We start from the raw sequence: 17,437 nt of genomic DNA, 5'->3' as shown, positions 1-17,437 counted from the left end.
GGCTCAGGCCGCGGCCGCCCGGGGGCAGAGCATCGGGTGCAGCAGGCGGGACAGCTCCGCCACGTCGGCGACCGGCCGGGGGAAGGCGAGCCGGGCCCGCCGGGTCGCGCCGGGCCGCCCGTGCGCGACCAGCAGGCCGTACCTGTCGATCCGGACCACCCGCGGGATCTGGTCGCCGGGCAGGTCCAGCCGCCGCCGCAGGTAGTCGCCGACCTGCTCGGCGTGGTGGTCGGCCAGGTCCGCGAGCAGGGCGGCCTCGACCGGGTGCAGCGGGTCCGGCTCGGCCTCCGCGAACGCCTCCGGGTCGATCCGGCGCACCCGCCCGGCGCGTTCCCAGCGGGCCTCGGCCACCTCGAAGCGGTGCAGGTGGAACCGGCTGCCCACGTCGAGCAGATCGGCGACCGGGTCGGTGGCGGCGAAGTCGACCGCCGCGTCGCGCGCCTCGTCCCCGTCCAGCCGCGTCGCCCAGCCGGACACCCAGGCCCGGCCGAGCGAGGGCGCCCCGGCCGCCGGCGGCAGGTCGAGCACGTCGAGCACGGCGGCCACGTCGGCGTCGCCCGCCGGCGGCACGAGCGCCGCGGCGAGGTCACTGACCACGGGTACGAGCAGCAGCACCCGCCCGTCCGGGTCGACGGCGTGCCGGACCTGGGGCGGGCCGGGGTGCCGGGCCAGGTGGACGAGGGCGGGCAACCGGCCCGCGACAAGGGTTCGCACGATCTCCGCCGGGCTGGGCCGCATGATCCCGACCTCCTCAAGATAGGTTAGGCTTACCTAACAAGCAGGCTAGACGATCGGAGACGCCCCCGTGAACCACCCCCGGCCCAAAGCCCGGCTCTCCCGGGCCCTCGGCATCCCGCTGACCCGCAAGTGCGTGCGGTACTTCGAGCGGCGCCCCTACCCCCCGGGCGTGCACGGCCGGTCCCGCCGCACCACCTCCGACTACCAGGTGCGGCTGCTGGAGAAGCAGCGGCTGCGCCACCAGTACAACGTCAGCGAGGCCCAGTTGCGCCGGCTGTTCGACGAGGCCGCCCGGGCCGCCGGCAAGACCGGCGACACGCTCGTCGCGCTGCTGGAACGACGCCTCGACGCGGTGGTCCTGCGGGCCGGGCTGGCCCGCAGCATCTACCAGGCCCGCCAGCTCGTCGGGCACGGCCACATCACAGTGGACGGGCGCAAGGTCGACCGGCCGTCGTACCGGCTGCGGCCCGGCCAGGTGGTCGGCGTACGCGAGCGCAGCCGCACGCTGCCGCCGTTCCAGCTCGCCGCCGCCGGGGCGCAGGCGGACGCGCAACCCCGGCCGTACCTGTCGGCGCAGCCGGCGCAGCTGCGCGCCACGCTGGTACGCGAACCGGCCCGGCACGAGGTGCCGGTGGTCTGCGACGAGCAACTGGTGGTGGAGTTCTACTCCCGCTGACCGGTTACCGGGTCTGCTCCAACCAGGACGCGTACAGCAGCGCGTACACCGAGTCGGTGTCGCGGACCAGCTCGTCGTGCGGGCCGCGCTGCACGATCCGGCCCCGGTCCACCACGATCACCTCGTCCGCCGCCTGCGCCGTGGACAGCCGGTGCGCGATGGCGAGCGTGGTCCGCCCCCGGGTCACCGCGTCGAGCGTGCGTTGCAGGCGTACCTCGGTGGCCGGGTCGACGGCGCTCGTCGCCTCGTCCAGCACCAGCAGGTCCGGGTCCGCGACGTACGCCCGGGCCAGCGCCACGAGCTGCCGCTCGCCGACGCTGAGCGCCTCCCCGCGCTCACCGACCGGCGTGTCCAGCCCGGACGGCAGCCCGTCCAGCCAGTCGGCCAGGCCCAGCTCGCCGAAGGCGGCGGTGAGCCGCTCGTCGGTCAGGTCGGGGCGGGCGAAGCGGACGTTCTCCCCGACCGTGGCGTCGAACAGGAAGCCGTCCTGCGGCACCATCACCACCCGGGAACGCAGCGAGTCGAAACGCACCTGCCGCAGGTCGACGCCGGAGAGCAGCACCGCGCCCTCGGTCGGGTCCATCAGCCGGGTGAGCAGCTTGGCGAACGTGGTCTTGCCGCTGCCGGTCTCGCCCACCACCGCCACCCGGCTCTTGGCCGGGATGTCCAGCGTCACGTCGTGCAGCACCGGCGGGCCGCCCGGATAGGCGAACGTCACGCCGGCGAACCGGGCGTCCAGCGGCCCGGGCGGCAGCTCCCGCCCCTGCTCGCCCGGGTCGGCCACGTCCGGGGAGACGTCCAGCACGTCCAGCACCCGGCGCCAGCCGGCGATCGCGTTCTGCGCCTCGTTGAGCACCTCGGTGGCGATCTGCACCGGCTGGATGAACAGCGTGACCAGGAACAGGAACGCGGTGAGCTGGCCGACCGACAGCGTGCGGTCGACGCCCAGGCTCACCCCGACCACGACCACCCCGGCCAGCGCCAGCCCGGCCGCCAGCTCCCCCACCGAGCTGCCCATGATGCTGATCCGGATCGCCCGCTGCTGGGCCACCCGCTGCCCGTCGATGGCCGTGTCGAGCCGCCGCGCGGTCCGCCCGGCGATGCCGTACGCCCGGATCACCGGCGCGCCCACCACGCTCTCGCCGATCGCGCCGAGCAGCGTGCCGGTGCGCTGCCGCACCAGGCCGTAGGCCCCGGCGAGGCGGCGCTGCAACTGCCGGGCCACCACCACCGCGGGCGCGAACGCGACGAGCACCACGAGCGTCAACTGCCAGGAGTACGCGAGCATCACCGCTGTGGTCACCAGCAGCTGGCCCAGGTTGACGATCAGGATCACGCCGCCCCACTGGAGGAACTGGGTGATCTGGTCGACGTCGCTGGTCACCCGGGAGACCAGCGAGCCGCGCCGCTCGGACTGCTGGTGCAGCATGGACAGGTCGTGCACGTGCCGGAACGCCCGGGTGCGCACCCCGGCCAGGGCCGTCTCGCTCACCGTGAACAGCCGGCGCATCATCAGGTAGCCGCAGGCGGTGGTGACCACCAGCACCCCGGCGGTGATCGCCACGGTGAGCGAGATGACGTTCAGGTCGAGCCCGCCGACGATGCCGTGGTCGATGCCGCGCTGCACCGCCACCGGCACGGCGACCCGGCCGACCATGTAGACCAGCGCCAGCGCCAGCGTGCCGGCGAGACCGGTGCGCAGCTCCGGGGAGAGCGCCAGCCCGCGCCGCAACGTCTGCCAGGTCGACTCGGTGGTCTCGGTGCTCCGGTCCGCCTCCGCCGTCGTCGCGCTCACCGCTCCACCTCCAGGCCGGAGGCCAGCGGCGTGACCTCGTCGTACGTCTGCTTCTGCTCGCGTTCCTGCTCGGCCTGCTCGTACGCGGTGACCAGGTCGGCGTAGCCGGGCACGGTGGCCAGCAGCTCGGTGTGGGCGCCGCGGGCGACCACCCGGCCCTGCTCCACGTAGATCACCTCGTCGGCGAGCGCGATGGTGGCCCGGCGGTACGCCACCACCAGGATCGACGCCGGGCCGCCGCCGTCGGCGGGCGCGCGCAGCCCGGCCAGGATGGCCGCCTCGACGCGCGGGTCGACAGCGCTCGTGGCGTCGTCGAGCACCAGCAGCCGGGGGCGCCCGGCCAGCGCCCGGGCCAGCGTCAGCCGCTGCCGCTGCCCGCCGGACAGCGAGGTGCCCCGCTCGCCGACCATGGTGTCCAGCCCGTCCGGCAGCGCGGCCACGAAGCCGTCCGCCTCGGCCAGCCGCAGCGCCGCCCACACCTCGTCGTCGCCGATGCCGGCCCGGTCCAGCGCGATGTTGGCCCGGACCGTGTCGTCGAAGACGAACGGCACCTGCGCCACCAGCGCCACGGTGCCGGCGAGCGAGGCGGCGGTCAGCTCCCGCACGTCCACGCCGTCCAGCGTGACCCGCCCGGCGCCCGGGTCGACCAGGCGCACGGCCAACGACGCGATCGTGGACTTGCCCGAACCGGTGGGCCCGACCAGGGCGACGGTCTTCCCGGCCGGCACGGTGAACGTCACCTCGCCGAGCACCTGGGCGCCGGGCAGGTGCGCCTCGGCCGGCTCGTACGCGAAGTGCACGTCGTGGAACGCGAGCGTGGCCGGCGTACGGGTGGCCGGGTCGAGCGTCCTCGTGCCGTACGGCATCTCGCCTGTCGCGTCGAGCACCCGGCGCACCCGGTCCCACCCGGCGACGCTGCGCGGCAGCTCGGCCAGCACCCAGCCGATGGCGCGTACCGGGAAGGCCAGCACGGTGAACAGGAACGCGACGCTGACCAGCTCGGTCACGGTGATCGCGCCCTGCCGCAGCCGGATCGCGCCGACCACCAGCACGGCGAGCGTGCCGAGGCTGGGCAGCGTCTCCAGCATCGGGTCGAAGACGCCGCGCAGCCGGCCGACCGAGATCAGCGCGTCGCGCAGCTCGCCGGCGCGGGCGGCGAAACGGGCGGTCTCCTGGGCCTCGCGGCCCATCGTCTTGACCACCAGCGCGCCGTCGAAGCTCTCGTGCGCGATGCCGCTGACCTCGGCGCGCAGCCGCTGCGCCCGGGCCTGCCGGGGCGCCATCCGGCGGGAGTAGACCACGTTGAGCGCGAACAGCGCGGGGAACACGGCGAGGCCGACCAGGGCCAGCGCCCAGTCGGTGACGAACAGTGACGCCACCGCGCCGACCAGCATCACCAGCGTGCCGACCGCGAACGGCAGCGGCGCGATCGGGTACCAGGCCGCCTCCACGTCGGAGTTGGCGTTGGACAGCAGCGTGCCGGTGGAGTTGCGGTGGTGCCAGGCCAGCGGTAACTCCAGGTAGCGGCGGGTGACCCGGCGGCGGTAGGCGGCCTGGAGCCGGTACTGCATGTAACCGGCGCCGAGCCGCCGGCCGAAGATGCCGACGACCCGCAGCACGCTGATGCCGAGCAGCGCCGCCGCGGCCAGAGCCAGGGTCCCGCGGGCCACCTCGCCGCGCTCGACCGCGGGCACGACGACCTTGCCGACCACCCCGCCGGCCACGTACGCGCTGGCGATCACCAGGAGGCCGAACAGCACGCTGCCGCTGACCGCCACCGCGAAGATCCGCGGCTGTTCCCGGATGGCCCGGCCGAGCACCCGTAGCCCTCTGCCGAGCACGTCCCGACTTGTCCCGCTCGCCACGTTCGCCCCCGCCGTAAGCCGCAATTTTCTCCCCCATCCTTACCGCTCGCCGCCAGCTCCGCCGACCCGGCCGGGATATGTCCGCCGTCACGTTCGCACCGGACCTGGGCGGACACCGGCCCTCGATGCTCGCGGCCCGCCGTAGCGCCGGGCGTGGCGCGCCGATCGGCCGCGACGGGCCTACGATCGGGCCATGCCGCGGTACGCCCGAACGGAGCGCGAGGCGCTCGCCGACCTGATGCTGGAGCTGGGACCGGACGCGCCGACTGTGAACGAGGGGTGGACCACCCGCGACCTGGCGGCGCACCTGCTGGTGCGGGAGCGCCGGCCGGACGCGGCGGGCGGGATCCTGCTGCCGCCGCTGCGCGGCTACGGCGAGTCGGTCCGCAGGCGGATCGCCGCCGGGCCGTACGCCGACCTGATCGCCCGGGTCCGCCGTCCCCCGGTGTGGAGCCCGGTGAGCAACCCGCTCACCGACGAGATCGCGAACGGGATGGAGTTCTTCATCCACCACGAGGACGTCCGCCGGGCCCGGCCGGGCTGGCAGCCGCGTGACCTGCCGGCCGGGCAGCAGGCGGTGCTCTGGAAGCGGGTCGCCCTGCTGGCCCGGATGGCGCTGCGGCGCTTCCCGGCCGAGGTGCTGGTGCAGGCGCCGGGGCACGGCGAGCTGCGGGCCGGTGGCGGCGGCGAGCGGCTGCGGCTGGTCGGCGCGCCGGGGGAACTCGTGCTGTTCCTCACCGGGCGGCAGCGGGTGGCCCGGGTCCAGGTGGACGGTCCGGCCGAGCGCGCCGAGCGTCTGCGTACCGCCGAACTGGGCCTGTGACAGACGTTTCCGCCCGTCCACCCAGGCGATCGTAGAATGTGGACACCCGGCGTTCGATAACGTTCGCCGGCTGCCGTACGCTCCTGCGCACCGGCCCGACCCTGCGGGGCGGCGGACAGGGGACGACGATGCGGGACTTCGCGCTCTCGGCGCTGCACGAGCCGCCCTTTCCCTCCCGGTGTCACCCGGCCGCGGACGAGGTGGCCGCGCAGAGCGTCGCCTGGGTGCGCGGTTTCGGCCTGGTCAAGACCCAGGCCGGCCTGCTGCGGCTGGCCGGCGCCCATGCCTCGGAGCTGGCCGGACGGGCCTGCCCCGAGGCGTCCCCGGCCGGTCTGCGGCTGCTCACCGACCTGATCAACTGGCTGTTCGTGGTGGACGACGCCTGCGACGACGACGGGCTGGGCGCCGCGCCGACGGTGCTCGCGCCCACCCTGGCGGCGCTGCTGGGAGTGCTAGACCGGCACGGTGACCCGGACGCGCCCGCGCCCACCGATGCCGGCCCGATGGGCCTGGCGCTGCACGATCTGTGCCGGCGGGCGCGCGGCCGGGGCCGGCCGGCGCACCTGATGCGGCTGGTGAGCCAGTTGCGGGAGTACCTGCTGGCGCTGCTGTGGGAGGCGGCGAACCGGGAGCGCCGGCGCGTGCCCGGGGTCGCCGAGTACGTGCAGATGCGCCGCCACACCGGCGGCGTACGCCCCAGCTTCACGGTGACCGACCTGGCCCGCCCGTCCCTGCCCCGGGCCGACCAGCGGGCGACCCCGGCGCTGACCGCGTTGGACGCCCTCGCCACCGACCTGGTCTGCTGGTGCAACGACGTGTTCTCCTACGGCAAGGAGCGGGGCGTCACCCCGGACGCGCACAACCTGGTGACCACGATCGCGGGCGAGACCGGGCAGGACGAGTCGGCGGCGCTGAACGCGGCGGCGAAACGCTTCAACGCGGCCCTCGCCTCGTACGCGGAGCGGGACGCGGCGTTGAGCGCCGGGGCCGACGAGGGGATGCGGGCGTTCCTGGACACCCGCCGGGACTGGATCCGGGCCACCTACGACTGGTCCCGCGCCGCCAGCCGATACGCCTGATCCGATGCCAGAAGTCGGGACCGGTGGCGACTCGGCCGATCAGGGCTAGCCGCTGGCCGGGTACAGGCAATACCCTTCGGTAACCGCAGACCGGCGTGACCCCCGTCACGTCCCTCCACCCCTGAAGGCGGCTACAGCGATGGCTCTCGATGTACCGTACCGTTCCGTACCCGACATGTTCCTCAAGCGCGTGGCGGACTCCCCCGACCGCCAGGCGTTCGCTCACCCCGCACCCGACGACTCGGGCCCGGTCTGGCTGACGTGGGAGCAGGTCGGGCAGCGCGCGAAGGCGATCGCCGCCGGGTTGCACGGGCTCGGTGTCGGCCTGGAGAACCCGGTGGCGATCCTGGCCAACACCCGGCTGGAGTGGGTGCTGGCCGACTTCGGCATCATGTGCGCCGGTGGGGCCACCACCACCGTCTACCCGACCACCGAGCCCGACGACGCGGTCTACATCATCGCCGACTCCGGCTCGAAGGTGCTGTTCGCGGAGAACCCGGCCCAGGCGGCGAAGATCGCCGGAGCGGACCTGCCCGCGCTGACCCACGTGGTGCTCTTCGACGGCGCGCCCGACCCGGCCGCCGCCGTCCCGCAGCTCACCCTGGCCGAGCTGGAGGAGCGCGGCGCCGCCGCGCTGAGCGCCGAGCCCGACCTGATCGACATGCTCGTGGCCGGCATCGGCCCGGACCACCTGGCGACGCTCATCTACACCTCGGGCACCACCGGCCGCCCGAAGGGCGTGGAGCTGCTGCACGGCGGCTGGTGCTGGGAGGGCGTGGCGCAGGCCGAGCTGGGCCTGCTGCGCACCGACGACCTGCAGTACCTGTGGCTACCGCTGTCGCACTCGTTCGGCAAGACGCTGCTCTGCGGCGCCACCCACGTCGGCCTGCCCACGTACGTCGACGGCCGGGTGGACAAGCTGGTCGACCTGCTCGGCGTGATCCGGCCGACGCTGATGTGCGGCGCGCCCCGGGTCTTCGAGAAGGTCTACAACAAGGCGGTCACCACCGCGCAGGGCGCGGGCGGCGCGAAGGCCAAGATCTTCGCCTGGGGCGTCGAGGTCGGCAAGGAGAAGGTCGCGCTGGAGCAGGCCGGCAAGCCGGTGCCGGCCGGACTGCGGATGAAGTACGCGCTGGCCGAGAAGCTGGTGTTCAGCAAGCTGCAGGCCCGGCTCGGCGGCCGGATGCGGGTGCTGGTCTCCGGCGCGGCGCCGCTGAGCAAGGAGATCGCCACCTTCTTCGCCGCCGCCAACCTGCCCATCTCCGAGGGCTACGGCCTGACCGAGACCAGCGCCGGCGCGTTCGTGAACCCGCCCGACGGGCTGAAGATCGGCAGCGTGGGCCGGGCCATGGGTGATCTGGAGTGCCGGATCGACACCGACGGCGAGATCCTGATGCGGGGCAAGCCGGTCATGCGGGGTTACCACAACCTCCCCGAGGAGACCGCCGCCGCGTTCACCGAGGACGGCTTCTTCCGCAGCGGCGACATCGGCACGCTCGACGACGACGGCTACCTGCGCATCACCGACCGTAAGAAGGACCTGGTCAAGACGTCCGGCGGCAAGTACGTCGCGCCGTCGCACATCGAGGGCATGTTCAAGGCGGTCTGCCCGTACACCTCGCAGGCGGTGGTGATCGGGCAGGCGCGCAACTACTGCACCATGCTCGTCACGCTGGACCCGGACGCGATCAAGGGCTGGGCCGCCGGCACCCCGCTGGAGGGCAGCGACTACACCACGATCGTCACCTCGCCGCAGGCGCGGGAGATGGTCGAGGGGTACGTCGCCGAGCTGAACGCCAAGCTCAACCGCTGGGAGACGATCAAGAAGGTGACGATCCTCCCCCGTGACCTCACCATCGAGGACGGCGAGGTCACGCCGTCGCTGAAGATCAAGCGCCGGAGCGTGGAGACGAACTTCTCCTCCGAGATCGACAAGATGTACGAGGGCACGCTCGCCGAGCTGTGACCCGCACCGCCAGTCGGTAGCGCCGGCCGTGCCCCACCGTCCCGGGGCACGGCCGTTCGCGTCGGCGCCGGTCAGAGGTGCTGCTGCCGCCAGCGGCTCTGCTCGGCCTCGGCGGCGATCTGCTCCTCCAGCGCGAGCTGGCGTACCCGGCGCCGGTAGCCGTCCTCGCGCCGGGTCTCCCAGGCCACGCCCGCGCCGGCGAGCACAGCCAGCACGACGAGCGCGTTCAGCTCGTGGAGAAGGGCGACGGCCGGCACGGCGGCGACGAGCGCCAGCACCGTCACCAGCAGCGGCGGCCGCACCCGGCGCTCCGCCAGCCACCAGCACGCGGCGATGCTGAGCAGGTAGAGCCCGACGCCGCCGAACAGGATCCCGGCCCAGAAGGCGCCCAGCGGCGGGCCCCACGCGGGCGTCGCGGGTGAGGTCGCCTCGGCCAGCAGGTCCTTGAGGCCGAGGGCGAACAGGATGATCCCGGCGACCATCGGCAGATGCAGGAACGTGTAGACGGTGCGGGCCAACCGTAGCCGCGCGGCCTGGTCCCGCGCCTGGTGCAGCGCCTGTTCCAGCGCGAACGACAGCGTGTCGAAGTACGCCCACCACAGCGTCGCCACGATCACCACGCCGAGCAGCGCGGCGACCGCCACCGGGCCGGTGAGCGGCAGCCCGGTCTTCGGGCCGAGCCCGAGCGCGATGAGCGACTCGCCGAGTGCGACGAGCACGATGAGCGCGTGCCGTTCCGCCCAGTGCCCGGCCGAGAGCACCACCCACCACTGCCGGCCCAGGATCGCACCGGCGACGTACTCGACGAGCAGCGCCAGGGTCCAGAGCACCAGTTGCAGCCCGACCGCGAACCGCTCCTGCGCCAGCCGTCCGGGCAGGGTGCCGGCGACGACAAGCAGCGCCGTGGCCACCGTCGGGGCCAGGAAGCGCATCCGCAGTCCCCGGCGCCGGGCCGGGTCGGCGCGGTCGGCCCAGGCGAAGACGGTGAGCTGGGCGGTCCGGATCACGAAGTAGCACGCGGCGAAGACCAGCGGCCCGGGCAGCCAGCCACCGCTGTTGGCGAACGCGCTGGGCGTGCTGAGCACGAGCAGGAACGTGGCCGCCACGGTGACGACGCCGATCAGCGGCAGCATCCCCTGGTCGGCGCGGAACGCGTTGCCCATCCGGGCGAAGCCGGTCCACGACCACCAGAGCAGCGCCAGCACCAGCAGGAACCGGTAGAGGTTGGCGGGCGTGAGCACCGAGGCGGTGAGCGTGGTGACGCTCAGGAACGCGAAGACGAAGACCAGGTCGTAGAAGAGCTCCAGCCGGGTGGTGCGGGAGCCCGGCGCGCTGCGCCGCACCGCCCACGACCACCGGACCGCGTCCCCGTCTCCCACCCGGGCAGTGTGCGGGCGCGGACCCGCCCGCAGCTGTGGTTCGGGCGGTTCACCACCGGATCGGGCGGGCGGTCAGGCGATGACGCTCGGCTCGCGCCACTGCGGGCGGCTGGTGCGGTCCAGGTCGTAGCGCACCGCGGCGAGCCGCCCGACCGCCTCCACCAACTCGTCGGCGGGCAGCGTGAAGGGCAACCGCAGGAAGCGCTCGAGCGTCCCGTCCAGGCCGAACCGGGGTCCGGGCGCCAGCCGTACGCCGACCTCCTCGGCGGCCCGGGCCAGCGCGCTGGAGATCGGGCCGTCCAGCTCGGCCCAGAGCGTCACGCCGCCGCGCGGCGGCGTGACCCGCCAGTCGGGCAGCTGCTCCGCGAGCGCCGCGACCAGGGCGTCGCGCTGCGCGGCGAGCTGGGCCCGGCGGGCGGCCACGATGGCCGGCGCCTCGGCGAGCAGGTGCACGGCGACGAGCTGGTCGAGCACCGGGCTGGCCATGTCCACCCCGACCCGGGCCGCGGCGAGCCGCTGCACCTGGGGCGCGGAGGCGCGGACCCAGCCGATCCGCAGGCCGCCCCAGTAGGGCTTGCTCATCCCGCCGATGCTGATCACCCGGGAGTGCCTGTCGAAGACCGCGACCGGCGGCGGCAGCGGGGTGCCGTCCAGCGGCAGGTCGACGAAGGACTCGTCGACGACGAGGTCGGTGCCGGCCGCGTGGGCCGCGCCGACCAGCCGTTCGCGCAGGTCGGCCGCCATCAGGTGGCCGGTCGGGTTGTGGAACTCCGGGATCACGTACGCGAGCTTCGGCCGGGTCTGCCGGATGCTGCCGAGCAGCAGCTCGGCGTCCCAGCCCTCGTCGGACAGGCCGTGCGTGGCGATCCGGGCGCGCCGGGCGGCCAGCGCGGCCAGCGCGTTGGGGTAGGTGGGTGACTCGACGAGCACCGCGCCACCGGGCGACAGGGCCAGCCGCAGCACCAGGTCCAGCGCGTGCTGGGTGCCGCTGGTGACCATGATCTGCTCCGGGCTGGTGGGCAGCCCGCGCTCGGTGTACCCGCGGGCCACCGCCTCCCGCAGCTCGATGATGCCGGTCGGGTGGTAGCCGGCCCCGCCGAGGTAGCGGGGCAGGTCCTCGGCGGCCGCCCGGGCGGCCGGGACGAGCTGCGGCGGCGCGGACAGCGCGGCCACGCCGAGGTCGATCATGTCGCGGTCGTCCAGCGGCGTCCACAGCCCGGTGCTGGCGACCCGGTGGCCGCCGGGCAGCATGGTCCAGCTCCCGGCGCCCCGGCGGCTGGCCAGGTGGCCGCTCTCCCGCAGTTCCCGGTACGCGGCGGTGACAGTGGTCCGGCTGATCCGCAGCGCCTCGGCCAGTTCCCGCTCGGCCGGCAGGCGTACCCCCAGGGGCAGCCGGCCGTCGGCGAGCAGGCCCCGGACGGCGCCGGCGAGCGCGGCGTAGTCGGGGCTGCGGCGGCGGCCCGGCAGCGCATGCCACTGGCCGAGGAGTCGCGCCAATTGGACGCCGCGCACCTGGCTGGTCATGGCCACACCTCCGGAATTGGACCCCTTACGTCCTGCAATTGGCCCCTAGGGTGGCATGCATGGCACCGCTTGGCAATCTCGGGCACCGTTCGGCGCGACGACTCACCCAGCTCTACGCCGGGCTCGTCCTGTACGGCCTCAGCATGGCGCTGATGATCCGGTCGGAGCTGGGGCTGGACCCGTGGGACGTGTTCCACCAGGGGCTCGCCCGGCAGACCGGTCTCTCCTTCGGCACCGTCACCATCGCCGTCGGCGCTCTCGTGCTGCTGCTCTGGATCCCGCTGCGGCAGCGGCCCGGCCTCGGCACGGTCAGCAACGTCGTGGTCATCGGCCTGGTCGTCGACGCCACCCTGGCCGTGCTGCCGCCCGGTGAGGGCATGCCGGCGCGTGCCGCGATGCTCGTGGCCGGGATCGTCGCCAACGGCGCCGCCACCGGGCTCTACCTCGGCGCCGGGCTCGGCCCCGGGCCCCGCGACGGTCTGATGACCGGATTCGTCGCCCGTCATCCCCGCTTCTCGGTGCGGCTGGTCCGCACGAGCATCGAGGTCACCGTGCTGGCCCTCGGCTGGCTGCTCGGCGGAACCGTCGGCCTCGGCACCGTGGCGTACGCGCTGACCATCGGCCCGCTCGCCCAGTTCTTCATCCCGGTCTTCGCGCTGCCCGCACGGCCGGCGAGCGGCGCTTACGCTACGTGACCGGCGCCGGGCCGACCGCCACGGCCCGAAGCGATCCGCAACGCGCTGAGCTGCGGTGACGAAGAACAGCAAAACCAGGTGTTTCCTCCGCCGTCGCGGCCGGGCATCATTCCTGCATGGGGGAGAACGGATGGCGTTGGAGCGACGCCTGGATCTTCGTCGCGCTTGTCATCGCCAGTGGCGCCGGCCGGCACCGGCGGTCTGCGTCGACACGCCGCCCCGAAGGCGTACGACTGGCCGACGTCCTCTCCACCGCCGACCACCTCAACCAGGCCATCCCCGAGCGGCACGAGGTGGAGGGCGCGGTCCGGCGGCTCGTCGGCGCGGGCCTGGTCAGCGTCGCCGACGGCTGGTTCCGGGTCACACCGGACGGTGAGCGGCTCTGGCGCACCCGCCCCAGCGCCGGGCTCGGCACCACTGTGGACACGGTGCAGGGCGTGCTGACCCGCCGGCACCCGTCCGGTGAGTCCGAGTGGCAGCTCGACGAGGACGACCACGCCGCCGCCGTGCAGGAGTACGTGGTCCGCTCGATCCCGATGCCGCGCCGCTCCCCCGAGGGGCACTCCGGCCGGCAGTGAGCGCGCCTCAGCGCACCGGGTGCCCGGCGCCGCGCAGCGCGTCCTTCACCTCGCCGACGGTCAGCTCACCGAAGTGGAAGACGCTCGCCGCGAGCACCGCGTCCGCCCCCGCGCCGACGGCCGGCGGGAAGTGCGCCACCTCGCCCGCGCCGCCGCTGGCGATCACCGGCACGTCGACCACCTCCCGGACCGCCTGGATCAGCGGCAGGTCGAACCCGGCCTTGGTGCCGTCGGCGTCCATCGAGTTGAGCAGGATCTCCCCCGCGCCCAGCCCGGCGCCGCGCGCCGCCCACTCGACCGCGTCCAGCCCGGTGCCCCGCCGCCCGCCGTGCGTGGTCACCTCGAAACCGCTCGGCGTCGTGCCGTCGGGCGCGCGGCGCACGTCCAGCGAGAGCACGAGCACCTGACTGCCGAACCGGTCGGCGATCTCGGCGATCAGCTCCGGGCGGGCGATGGCGGCGGTGTTCACGCCCACCTTGTCCGCCCCGGTCCGCAGCAGCGTGTCGACGTCGGCGACCTGGCGGACGCCGCCGCCCACGGTGAGCGGGATGAAGACCGACTCGGCGGTGCGCCGCACCACGTCGAGCATGGTGCCGCGGTCACTGGACGAGGCGGTGACGTCGAGGAAGGTCAGCTCGTCCGCGCCGGCCCGGTCGTACGCCGCCGCCAGCTCCACCGGGTCGCCCGCGTCGCGCAGGTCGAGGAAGTTGACCCCCTTGACCACGCGCCCGGCGTCCACGTCCAGACACGGGATGACCCGTACCGCCACCGTCATGCCCCGAGCCTAGCCAACGCCCGGGCGGTGGTGACCCGCCGGTGAGGCCGGTCACCACCGCCCGTGGTGGTACGGGTTCACGCCGGTCAGAGACGGACCAGCATCTTGCCGAGGTTCTCGCCGCGCAGCAGGCCGAGGAACGCCTCCGGGGCCTGCTCGATGCCGTCGACGATCGTCTCGTCGTACGACAGCCGGCCCTCGCGCAGCCAGCCCGCCACCTCCTGCACGAACTGCTCCCGCAGGTGACCGTGGTCACTGACGAGGAAGCCGCGCAGCGTCAGGCGTTTGCCGATCACCAGCGCCAGGTTGCGCGGCGCGGCCGGCGGCTCGGTGGCGTTGTACTGCGCGATCATGCCGCAGATGGCGGCCCGGCCGTGCACGTTCATCGCCCCGATCGCGGCCTCCAGGTGGTCGCCGCCGACGTTGTCGAAGTACACGTCGACGCCGTCCGGCGCGGCCGCCCTGAGCTGCTTGGACACCGGGCCGTCGTGGTAGTCGAACGCGGCGTCGAAGCCGAGCGCGGTGAGCCGTTCCACCTTCGCCGCGGAGCCGGCGCTGCCGATCACCCGGCCGGCGCCGCGCAGCTTCGCGATCTGGCCGACCATGCTGCCCACCGCGCCGGCCGCGCCGGAGACGAAGACGGTCTCCCCCGGCTTCATGGCGGCCACGTCGAGCAGCCCGGCGTACGCGGTCAGCCCGGTCATGCCGAGCACGCCCAGATGGGCGGTCACCGGTGCCAGGTCCGGGTCGATCTTGCGCGCGCCCTTGGCGTCCACCAGCGCGTACTCGCGCCAGCCCAGCCCGTGCAGCACCGTGTCGCCGGGCTTGACGCCGCCGGCCTCGCCGGCCACCACCTCACCGATCGCGCCCCCGTCGAGCGGGGCGTCGAGCGCGAACGGCGGCACGTACGACTTGACGTCGTTCATCCGCCCGCGCATGTACGGGTCGACGGACATGAACCGGTTGCGGACCACCACCTGCCCCGGGCCCGGCGTCGGCACCTCGGTGGTGACCAGCCGGAAGTTCTCCGCGGTCGGCCAGCCCTGCGGCCTGGACGCCAGATGGATCTCCCGGTTCATCCCGCTCATCGGGCCTCGCGGACCGTGCGGGTGACCTCGACGTTGCCCCGGGTCGCGTTGGAGTAGGGGCAGACCTGGTGGGCCGCGTCGACCAACTGCTCAGCGGCCGCGCGCTCGACCGCGGGCAGGTCCACCACGAGCGTCACGGCGAGGCCGAAGCCGCCGCTGCCGTTCGGGCCGATGCCCACCTCGGCCTCGACCACCGAGCCGGAGACGTCCGCCTTGGCCTTGCGGGCGACCACGCGCAGCGCGGAGTGGAAGCAGGCCGCGTAGCCGGCCGCGAAGAGCTGCTCCGGGTTGGCCGCGCCGCCGGCGCCACCCATCTCCTTCGGTACGGCGAGGTCCAGCTCGACCGTGCCGTCGGAGGTGCGGACGTGACCGTCGCGGCCGTCGCCGGTGGCGCGGGCGGAGGCGGTGTAGAGCACCTGCATGTCACTGCTCCTTCTGTCGGTGGATCGTCTCGGTGACCCGGGTGAGGATGCCGTGGAGGAAGACCAGTTCGGCCTCGGTGAGCCCGGTGGCGGTGGCCACCTGCCGCGGCACGTCACACATCCGCTCCCGCAGGGCCCGGCCCTGGCCGGTGAGGCCCACCTCGACCCGGCGCTCGTCGGCGGCCGAACGGGTACGCACCACCAGGCCGGCCGCCTCCAGCCGCTTGAGCAGCGGGGAGAGCGTGCCGGAGTCGAGCCGGAGCGCGGCGCCGAGCTCGGAGACCGTGGGGGCGTCGTCGTCACGCTCCCAGAGCACCAGCAGCACCAGGTACTGCGGGTAGGTCAGGCCGTGCTCGTCGAGGATGGGCCGGTAGACGTCGGTCATGGCGCGCGACGCCGCATAGAGGGCGAAGCACACCTGCCGGCGCAGCACCAGATCATCGGTCACCGCGAAACCGTAACGCACAATTAGGTTGTGCACAACCGATCGGCGTGTGGTCCGGGGCGCGCGAGGCACCCCGGAACGCCTCAGGCGGGGAGGTACGCCTCCAGCTCGACCTCGACCAGCAGGTCCGGGTCGATCAGCCCGGCCACCACCACCATCGTCGCCACCGGGCGTACCGGGCCGAACACGGCGTTGTGCGCCCGGCCCACCTCGTCGGCGAAGATCCGGTCCGTCACGTACATCCGGGTCCGCACCACGTCGCCCGGACCGGCGCCCACCTCGGCCAGCGCGTCCAGGCCGATCCGGATCGCCTGCGCGGTCTGCGCCGCCGCGTCGCCGGCGTGCGCCACCCGGCCGTCCACAGTGGAGGTGCAGCCGGCCGTGATCGCCAGCGAACCGGCCCGGACCACCCGCGAGTAGCCGTACAGCGCCTCCCACGGGCCGCCCGAGCCGAGCCGGGTCACCACACCGGCGTCCGCCGGCGGCTCGGGCGGCGCGGCGGTCATGCGTCGGCCCGCAGCGTCGCCAGCGCCTCGGCGACGGTGAACGCGCCCGCGTAGAGCGCCTTCCCGGCGATCACGCCCTCCACGCCCACCGGCTCCAGCGTGGCCAGCGCCCGCAGGTCGTCGAGCGTGGACACGCCGCCGGAGGCGATCACCGGGGCGTCGGTGCGGGCGCACACCTCGCGCAGCAGGTCCAGGTTCGGCCCGCGCATGGTGCCGTCCTTGGTGATGTCGGTGACCACGTACCGCGCCGCGCCCGCCGCGTCCAGCCGGGCCAGCACCTCGTACAGGTCACCGCCGTCGCGGGTCCAGCCGCGCGCCGACAGGGTACGGCCGCGCACGTCCAGCCCGATCGCCACCCGGTCGCCGTACTCGCCGCAGATCCGGTCGCACCACTGCGGATCCTCCAGCGCGGCGGTGCCGATGTTCACCCGCGCCGCCCCGGTGGCCAGCGCCGCCCGCAGCGACTCGTCGTCGCGGATGCCACCGGACAGCTCCACCTTCACGTCCAGCTTGCCGACCACCTCGGCCAGCAGCGCGGCGTTGGAGCCCCGCCCGAACGCGGCGTCCAGATCCACCAGATGGATCCACTCCGCGCCGTCGGACTGCCAGGCCAGCGCCGCGTCCAGCGGGTCGCCGTACGCGGTCTCGCTACCGGCGGCGCCCTGCACGAGCCGGACGGCCTGGCCGTCGGCGACGTCCACGGCGGGCAACAGGGTGAGGCTCAACGCTTCTCTCCTCGGATCCTCAACGACGGTCCAGCGCGATCACCACGATCGCGGGCAGGACCAGCAACAACAACGCGACCAGCACCAGCCGCAGCGCCAGGTCGTCCACCAGGCTCCAGATGCCGACCACCGCCACCGCGGTGAGCACCAGGATCGTCGCCCGCTCCCGGCGGGTGTGCCGGCGCAGCCGGCCGGTACGGCCGCGCCGCAGCGACGGCGTCAGCCGGCGTACCAGGGAACGACGCCGCTCCCGGCGGGCCACCCGGCGGGCGCGGACGGCGCGCGCACGCTCCTGCTCGGCCTCGCGCGCCGCGCGGCGGCGGGCCCGCTCCTTGCTCACGCCGACGCCAGCGGGCCG

The 17,437-nt window shown here is 74.2% G+C and carries 18 protein-coding genes; 6 read left to right on the top strand and 12 right to left on the bottom strand.

Going from position 1 to position 17,437, the window contains the following annotated elements; genetic code table 11:
* Positions 1 to 3: 3 nt before the first annotated feature.
* Positions 4 to 738 (bottom strand): DUF2470 domain-containing protein, encoded by a 735-nt coding sequence (locus BAW75_RS04940; RefSeq protein ID WP_104112788.1) that lies wholly within the window; start codon positions 736 to 738, stop codon positions 4 to 6.
* Between the two features lie 67 nt (positions 739 to 805).
* Between BAW75_RS04940 and rpsD the strand changes: the two genes are divergently transcribed.
* Positions 806 to 1,414 (top strand): 30S ribosomal protein S4, encoded by a 609-nt coding sequence (gene rpsD, locus BAW75_RS04935; protein ID WP_104112787.1) that lies wholly within the window; start codon positions 806 to 808, stop codon positions 1,412 to 1,414.
* Positions 1,415 to 1,418: 4 nt separating this feature from the next.
* On the opposite strand, the gene BAW75_RS04930 is transcribed toward rpsD, so the two are convergent.
* Together BAW75_RS04930 and BAW75_RS04925 are read right to left on the bottom strand one after the other, a co-directional pair.
* A complete protein-coding gene (locus BAW75_RS04930) occupies positions 1,419 to 3,209 on the bottom strand; it encodes an ABC transporter ATP-binding protein (RefSeq protein ID WP_104112786.1) in 1,791 nt (596 codons plus the stop codon).
* Positions 3,206 to 5,074, bottom strand: coding sequence for an ABC transporter ATP-binding protein (locus BAW75_RS04925; protein WP_208635189.1), 1,869 nt, complete (start codon positions 5,072 to 5,074; stop codon positions 3,206 to 3,208). Before BAW75_RS04925 ends, BAW75_RS04930 begins: the two co-directional genes overlap by 4 nt.
* A gap of 193 nt (positions 5,075 to 5,267) precedes the next feature.
* Between BAW75_RS04925 and BAW75_RS04920 the strand changes: the two genes are divergently transcribed.
* The 3 genes from BAW75_RS04920 to BAW75_RS04910 all read left to right on the top strand — a co-directional run bounded on the left by BAW75_RS04920 (position 5,268) and on the right by BAW75_RS04910 (position 8,942).
* Positions 5,268 to 5,897 (top strand): TIGR03085 family metal-binding protein, encoded by a 630-nt coding sequence (locus BAW75_RS04920; RefSeq protein ID WP_030500278.1) that lies wholly within the window; start codon positions 5,268 to 5,270, stop codon positions 5,895 to 5,897.
* A gap of 128 nt (positions 5,898 to 6,025) precedes the next feature.
* The gene (locus BAW75_RS04915; protein WP_104112784.1) at positions 6,026 to 6,976 is read left to right on the top strand and encodes a terpene synthase family protein; all 951 of its coding nucleotides are present in this window, start codon (positions 6,026 to 6,028) and stop codon (positions 6,974 to 6,976) included.
* A gap of 139 nt (positions 6,977 to 7,115) precedes the next feature.
* Positions 7,116 to 8,942, top strand: coding sequence for an AMP-dependent synthetase/ligase (locus tag BAW75_RS04910; protein WP_043329509.1), 1,827 nt, complete (start codon positions 7,116 to 7,118; stop codon positions 8,940 to 8,942).
* A gap of 71 nt (positions 8,943 to 9,013) precedes the next feature.
* Here the strand turns inward: BAW75_RS04910 and BAW75_RS04905 are convergent, their stop codons facing one another.
* Together BAW75_RS04905 and yczR are read right to left on the bottom strand one after the other, a co-directional pair.
* Entirely contained in the window at positions 9,014 to 10,321 is a 1,308-nt protein-coding gene (locus tag BAW75_RS04905; protein WP_208635188.1) for a low temperature requirement protein A, read from the bottom strand.
* A gap of 72 nt (positions 10,322 to 10,393) precedes the next feature.
* Positions 10,394 to 11,845 carry a MocR-like transcription factor YczR gene (yczR, locus tag BAW75_RS04900; protein WP_104112782.1) on the bottom strand — a complete coding sequence of 484 codons (1,452 nt, stop codon included), beginning with the start codon at positions 11,843 to 11,845 and terminating at the stop codon, positions 10,394 to 10,396.
* 59 nt (positions 11,846 to 11,904) lie between these two features.
* On the opposite strand from yczR, the gene yczE reads away from it, so the two are divergent.
* Together yczE and BAW75_RS04890 are read left to right on the top strand one after the other, a co-directional pair.
* The gene (gene yczE, locus BAW75_RS04895; RefSeq protein WP_043329506.1) at positions 11,905 to 12,540 is read left to right on the top strand and encodes a membrane protein YczE; all 636 of its coding nucleotides are present in this window, start codon (positions 11,905 to 11,907) and stop codon (positions 12,538 to 12,540) included.
* A 116-nt stretch (positions 12,541 to 12,656) separates the two neighbouring features.
* Positions 12,657 to 13,118 (top strand): hypothetical protein, encoded by a 462-nt coding sequence (locus tag BAW75_RS04890; RefSeq protein ID WP_104112781.1) that lies wholly within the window; start codon positions 12,657 to 12,659, stop codon positions 13,116 to 13,118.
* Positions 13,119 to 13,125: 7 nt separating this feature from the next.
* Here BAW75_RS04890 and hisF read toward each other — a convergent pair whose 3' ends face one another.
* From hisF to BAW75_RS04855, 7 genes are all read right to left on the bottom strand, one after another.
* Entirely contained in the window at positions 13,126 to 13,893 is a 768-nt protein-coding gene (hisF, locus tag BAW75_RS04885) for an imidazole glycerol phosphate synthase subunit HisF (protein WP_104112780.1), read from the bottom strand.
* Between the two features lie 86 nt (positions 13,894 to 13,979).
* Positions 13,980 to 14,981 carry an NADP-dependent oxidoreductase gene (locus BAW75_RS04880; protein WP_064445244.1) on the bottom strand — a complete coding sequence of 334 codons (1,002 nt, stop codon included), beginning with the start codon at positions 14,979 to 14,981 and terminating at the stop codon, positions 13,980 to 13,982.
* Positions 14,978 to 15,403, bottom strand: coding sequence for an organic hydroperoxide resistance protein (locus BAW75_RS04875; RefSeq protein WP_064445243.1), 426 nt, complete (start codon positions 15,401 to 15,403; stop codon positions 14,978 to 14,980). Before BAW75_RS04875 ends, BAW75_RS04880 begins: the two co-directional genes overlap by 4 nt.
* Position 15,404: 1 nt before the next feature.
* Positions 15,405 to 15,851, bottom strand: a complete 447-nt coding sequence (locus BAW75_RS04870) for a MarR family winged helix-turn-helix transcriptional regulator (protein ID WP_043331106.1) — start codon at positions 15,849 to 15,851, stop codon at positions 15,405 to 15,407.
* An 80-nt stretch (positions 15,852 to 15,931) separates the two neighbouring features.
* Positions 15,932 to 16,354 carry a RidA family protein gene (locus tag BAW75_RS04865; protein WP_043329499.1) on the bottom strand — a complete coding sequence of 141 codons (423 nt, stop codon included), beginning with the start codon at positions 16,352 to 16,354 and terminating at the stop codon, positions 15,932 to 15,934.
* The gene (gene priA, locus BAW75_RS04860) at positions 16,351 to 17,079 is read right to left on the bottom strand and encodes a bifunctional 1-(5-phosphoribosyl)-5-((5-phosphoribosylamino)methylideneamino)imidazole-4-carboxamide isomerase/phosphoribosylanthranilate isomerase PriA (protein WP_069089036.1); all 729 of its coding nucleotides are present in this window, start codon (positions 17,077 to 17,079) and stop codon (positions 16,351 to 16,353) included. Before priA ends, BAW75_RS04865 begins: the two co-directional genes overlap by 4 nt.
* Before the next feature lie 19 nt (positions 17,080 to 17,098).
* The gene (locus BAW75_RS04855; protein ID WP_104112779.1) at positions 17,099 to 17,419 is read right to left on the bottom strand and encodes a hypothetical protein; all 321 of its coding nucleotides are present in this window, start codon (positions 17,417 to 17,419) and stop codon (positions 17,099 to 17,101) included.
* Between the last annotated feature and the right edge of the window lie 18 nt (positions 17,420 to 17,437).

This window comes from Micromonospora chalcea, assembly GCF_002926165.1.
GTDB lineage: Bacteria > Actinomycetota > Actinomycetes > Mycobacteriales > Micromonosporaceae > Micromonospora > Micromonospora chalcea.
This window is presented reverse-complemented; position numbering and strand designations above follow the sequence as displayed.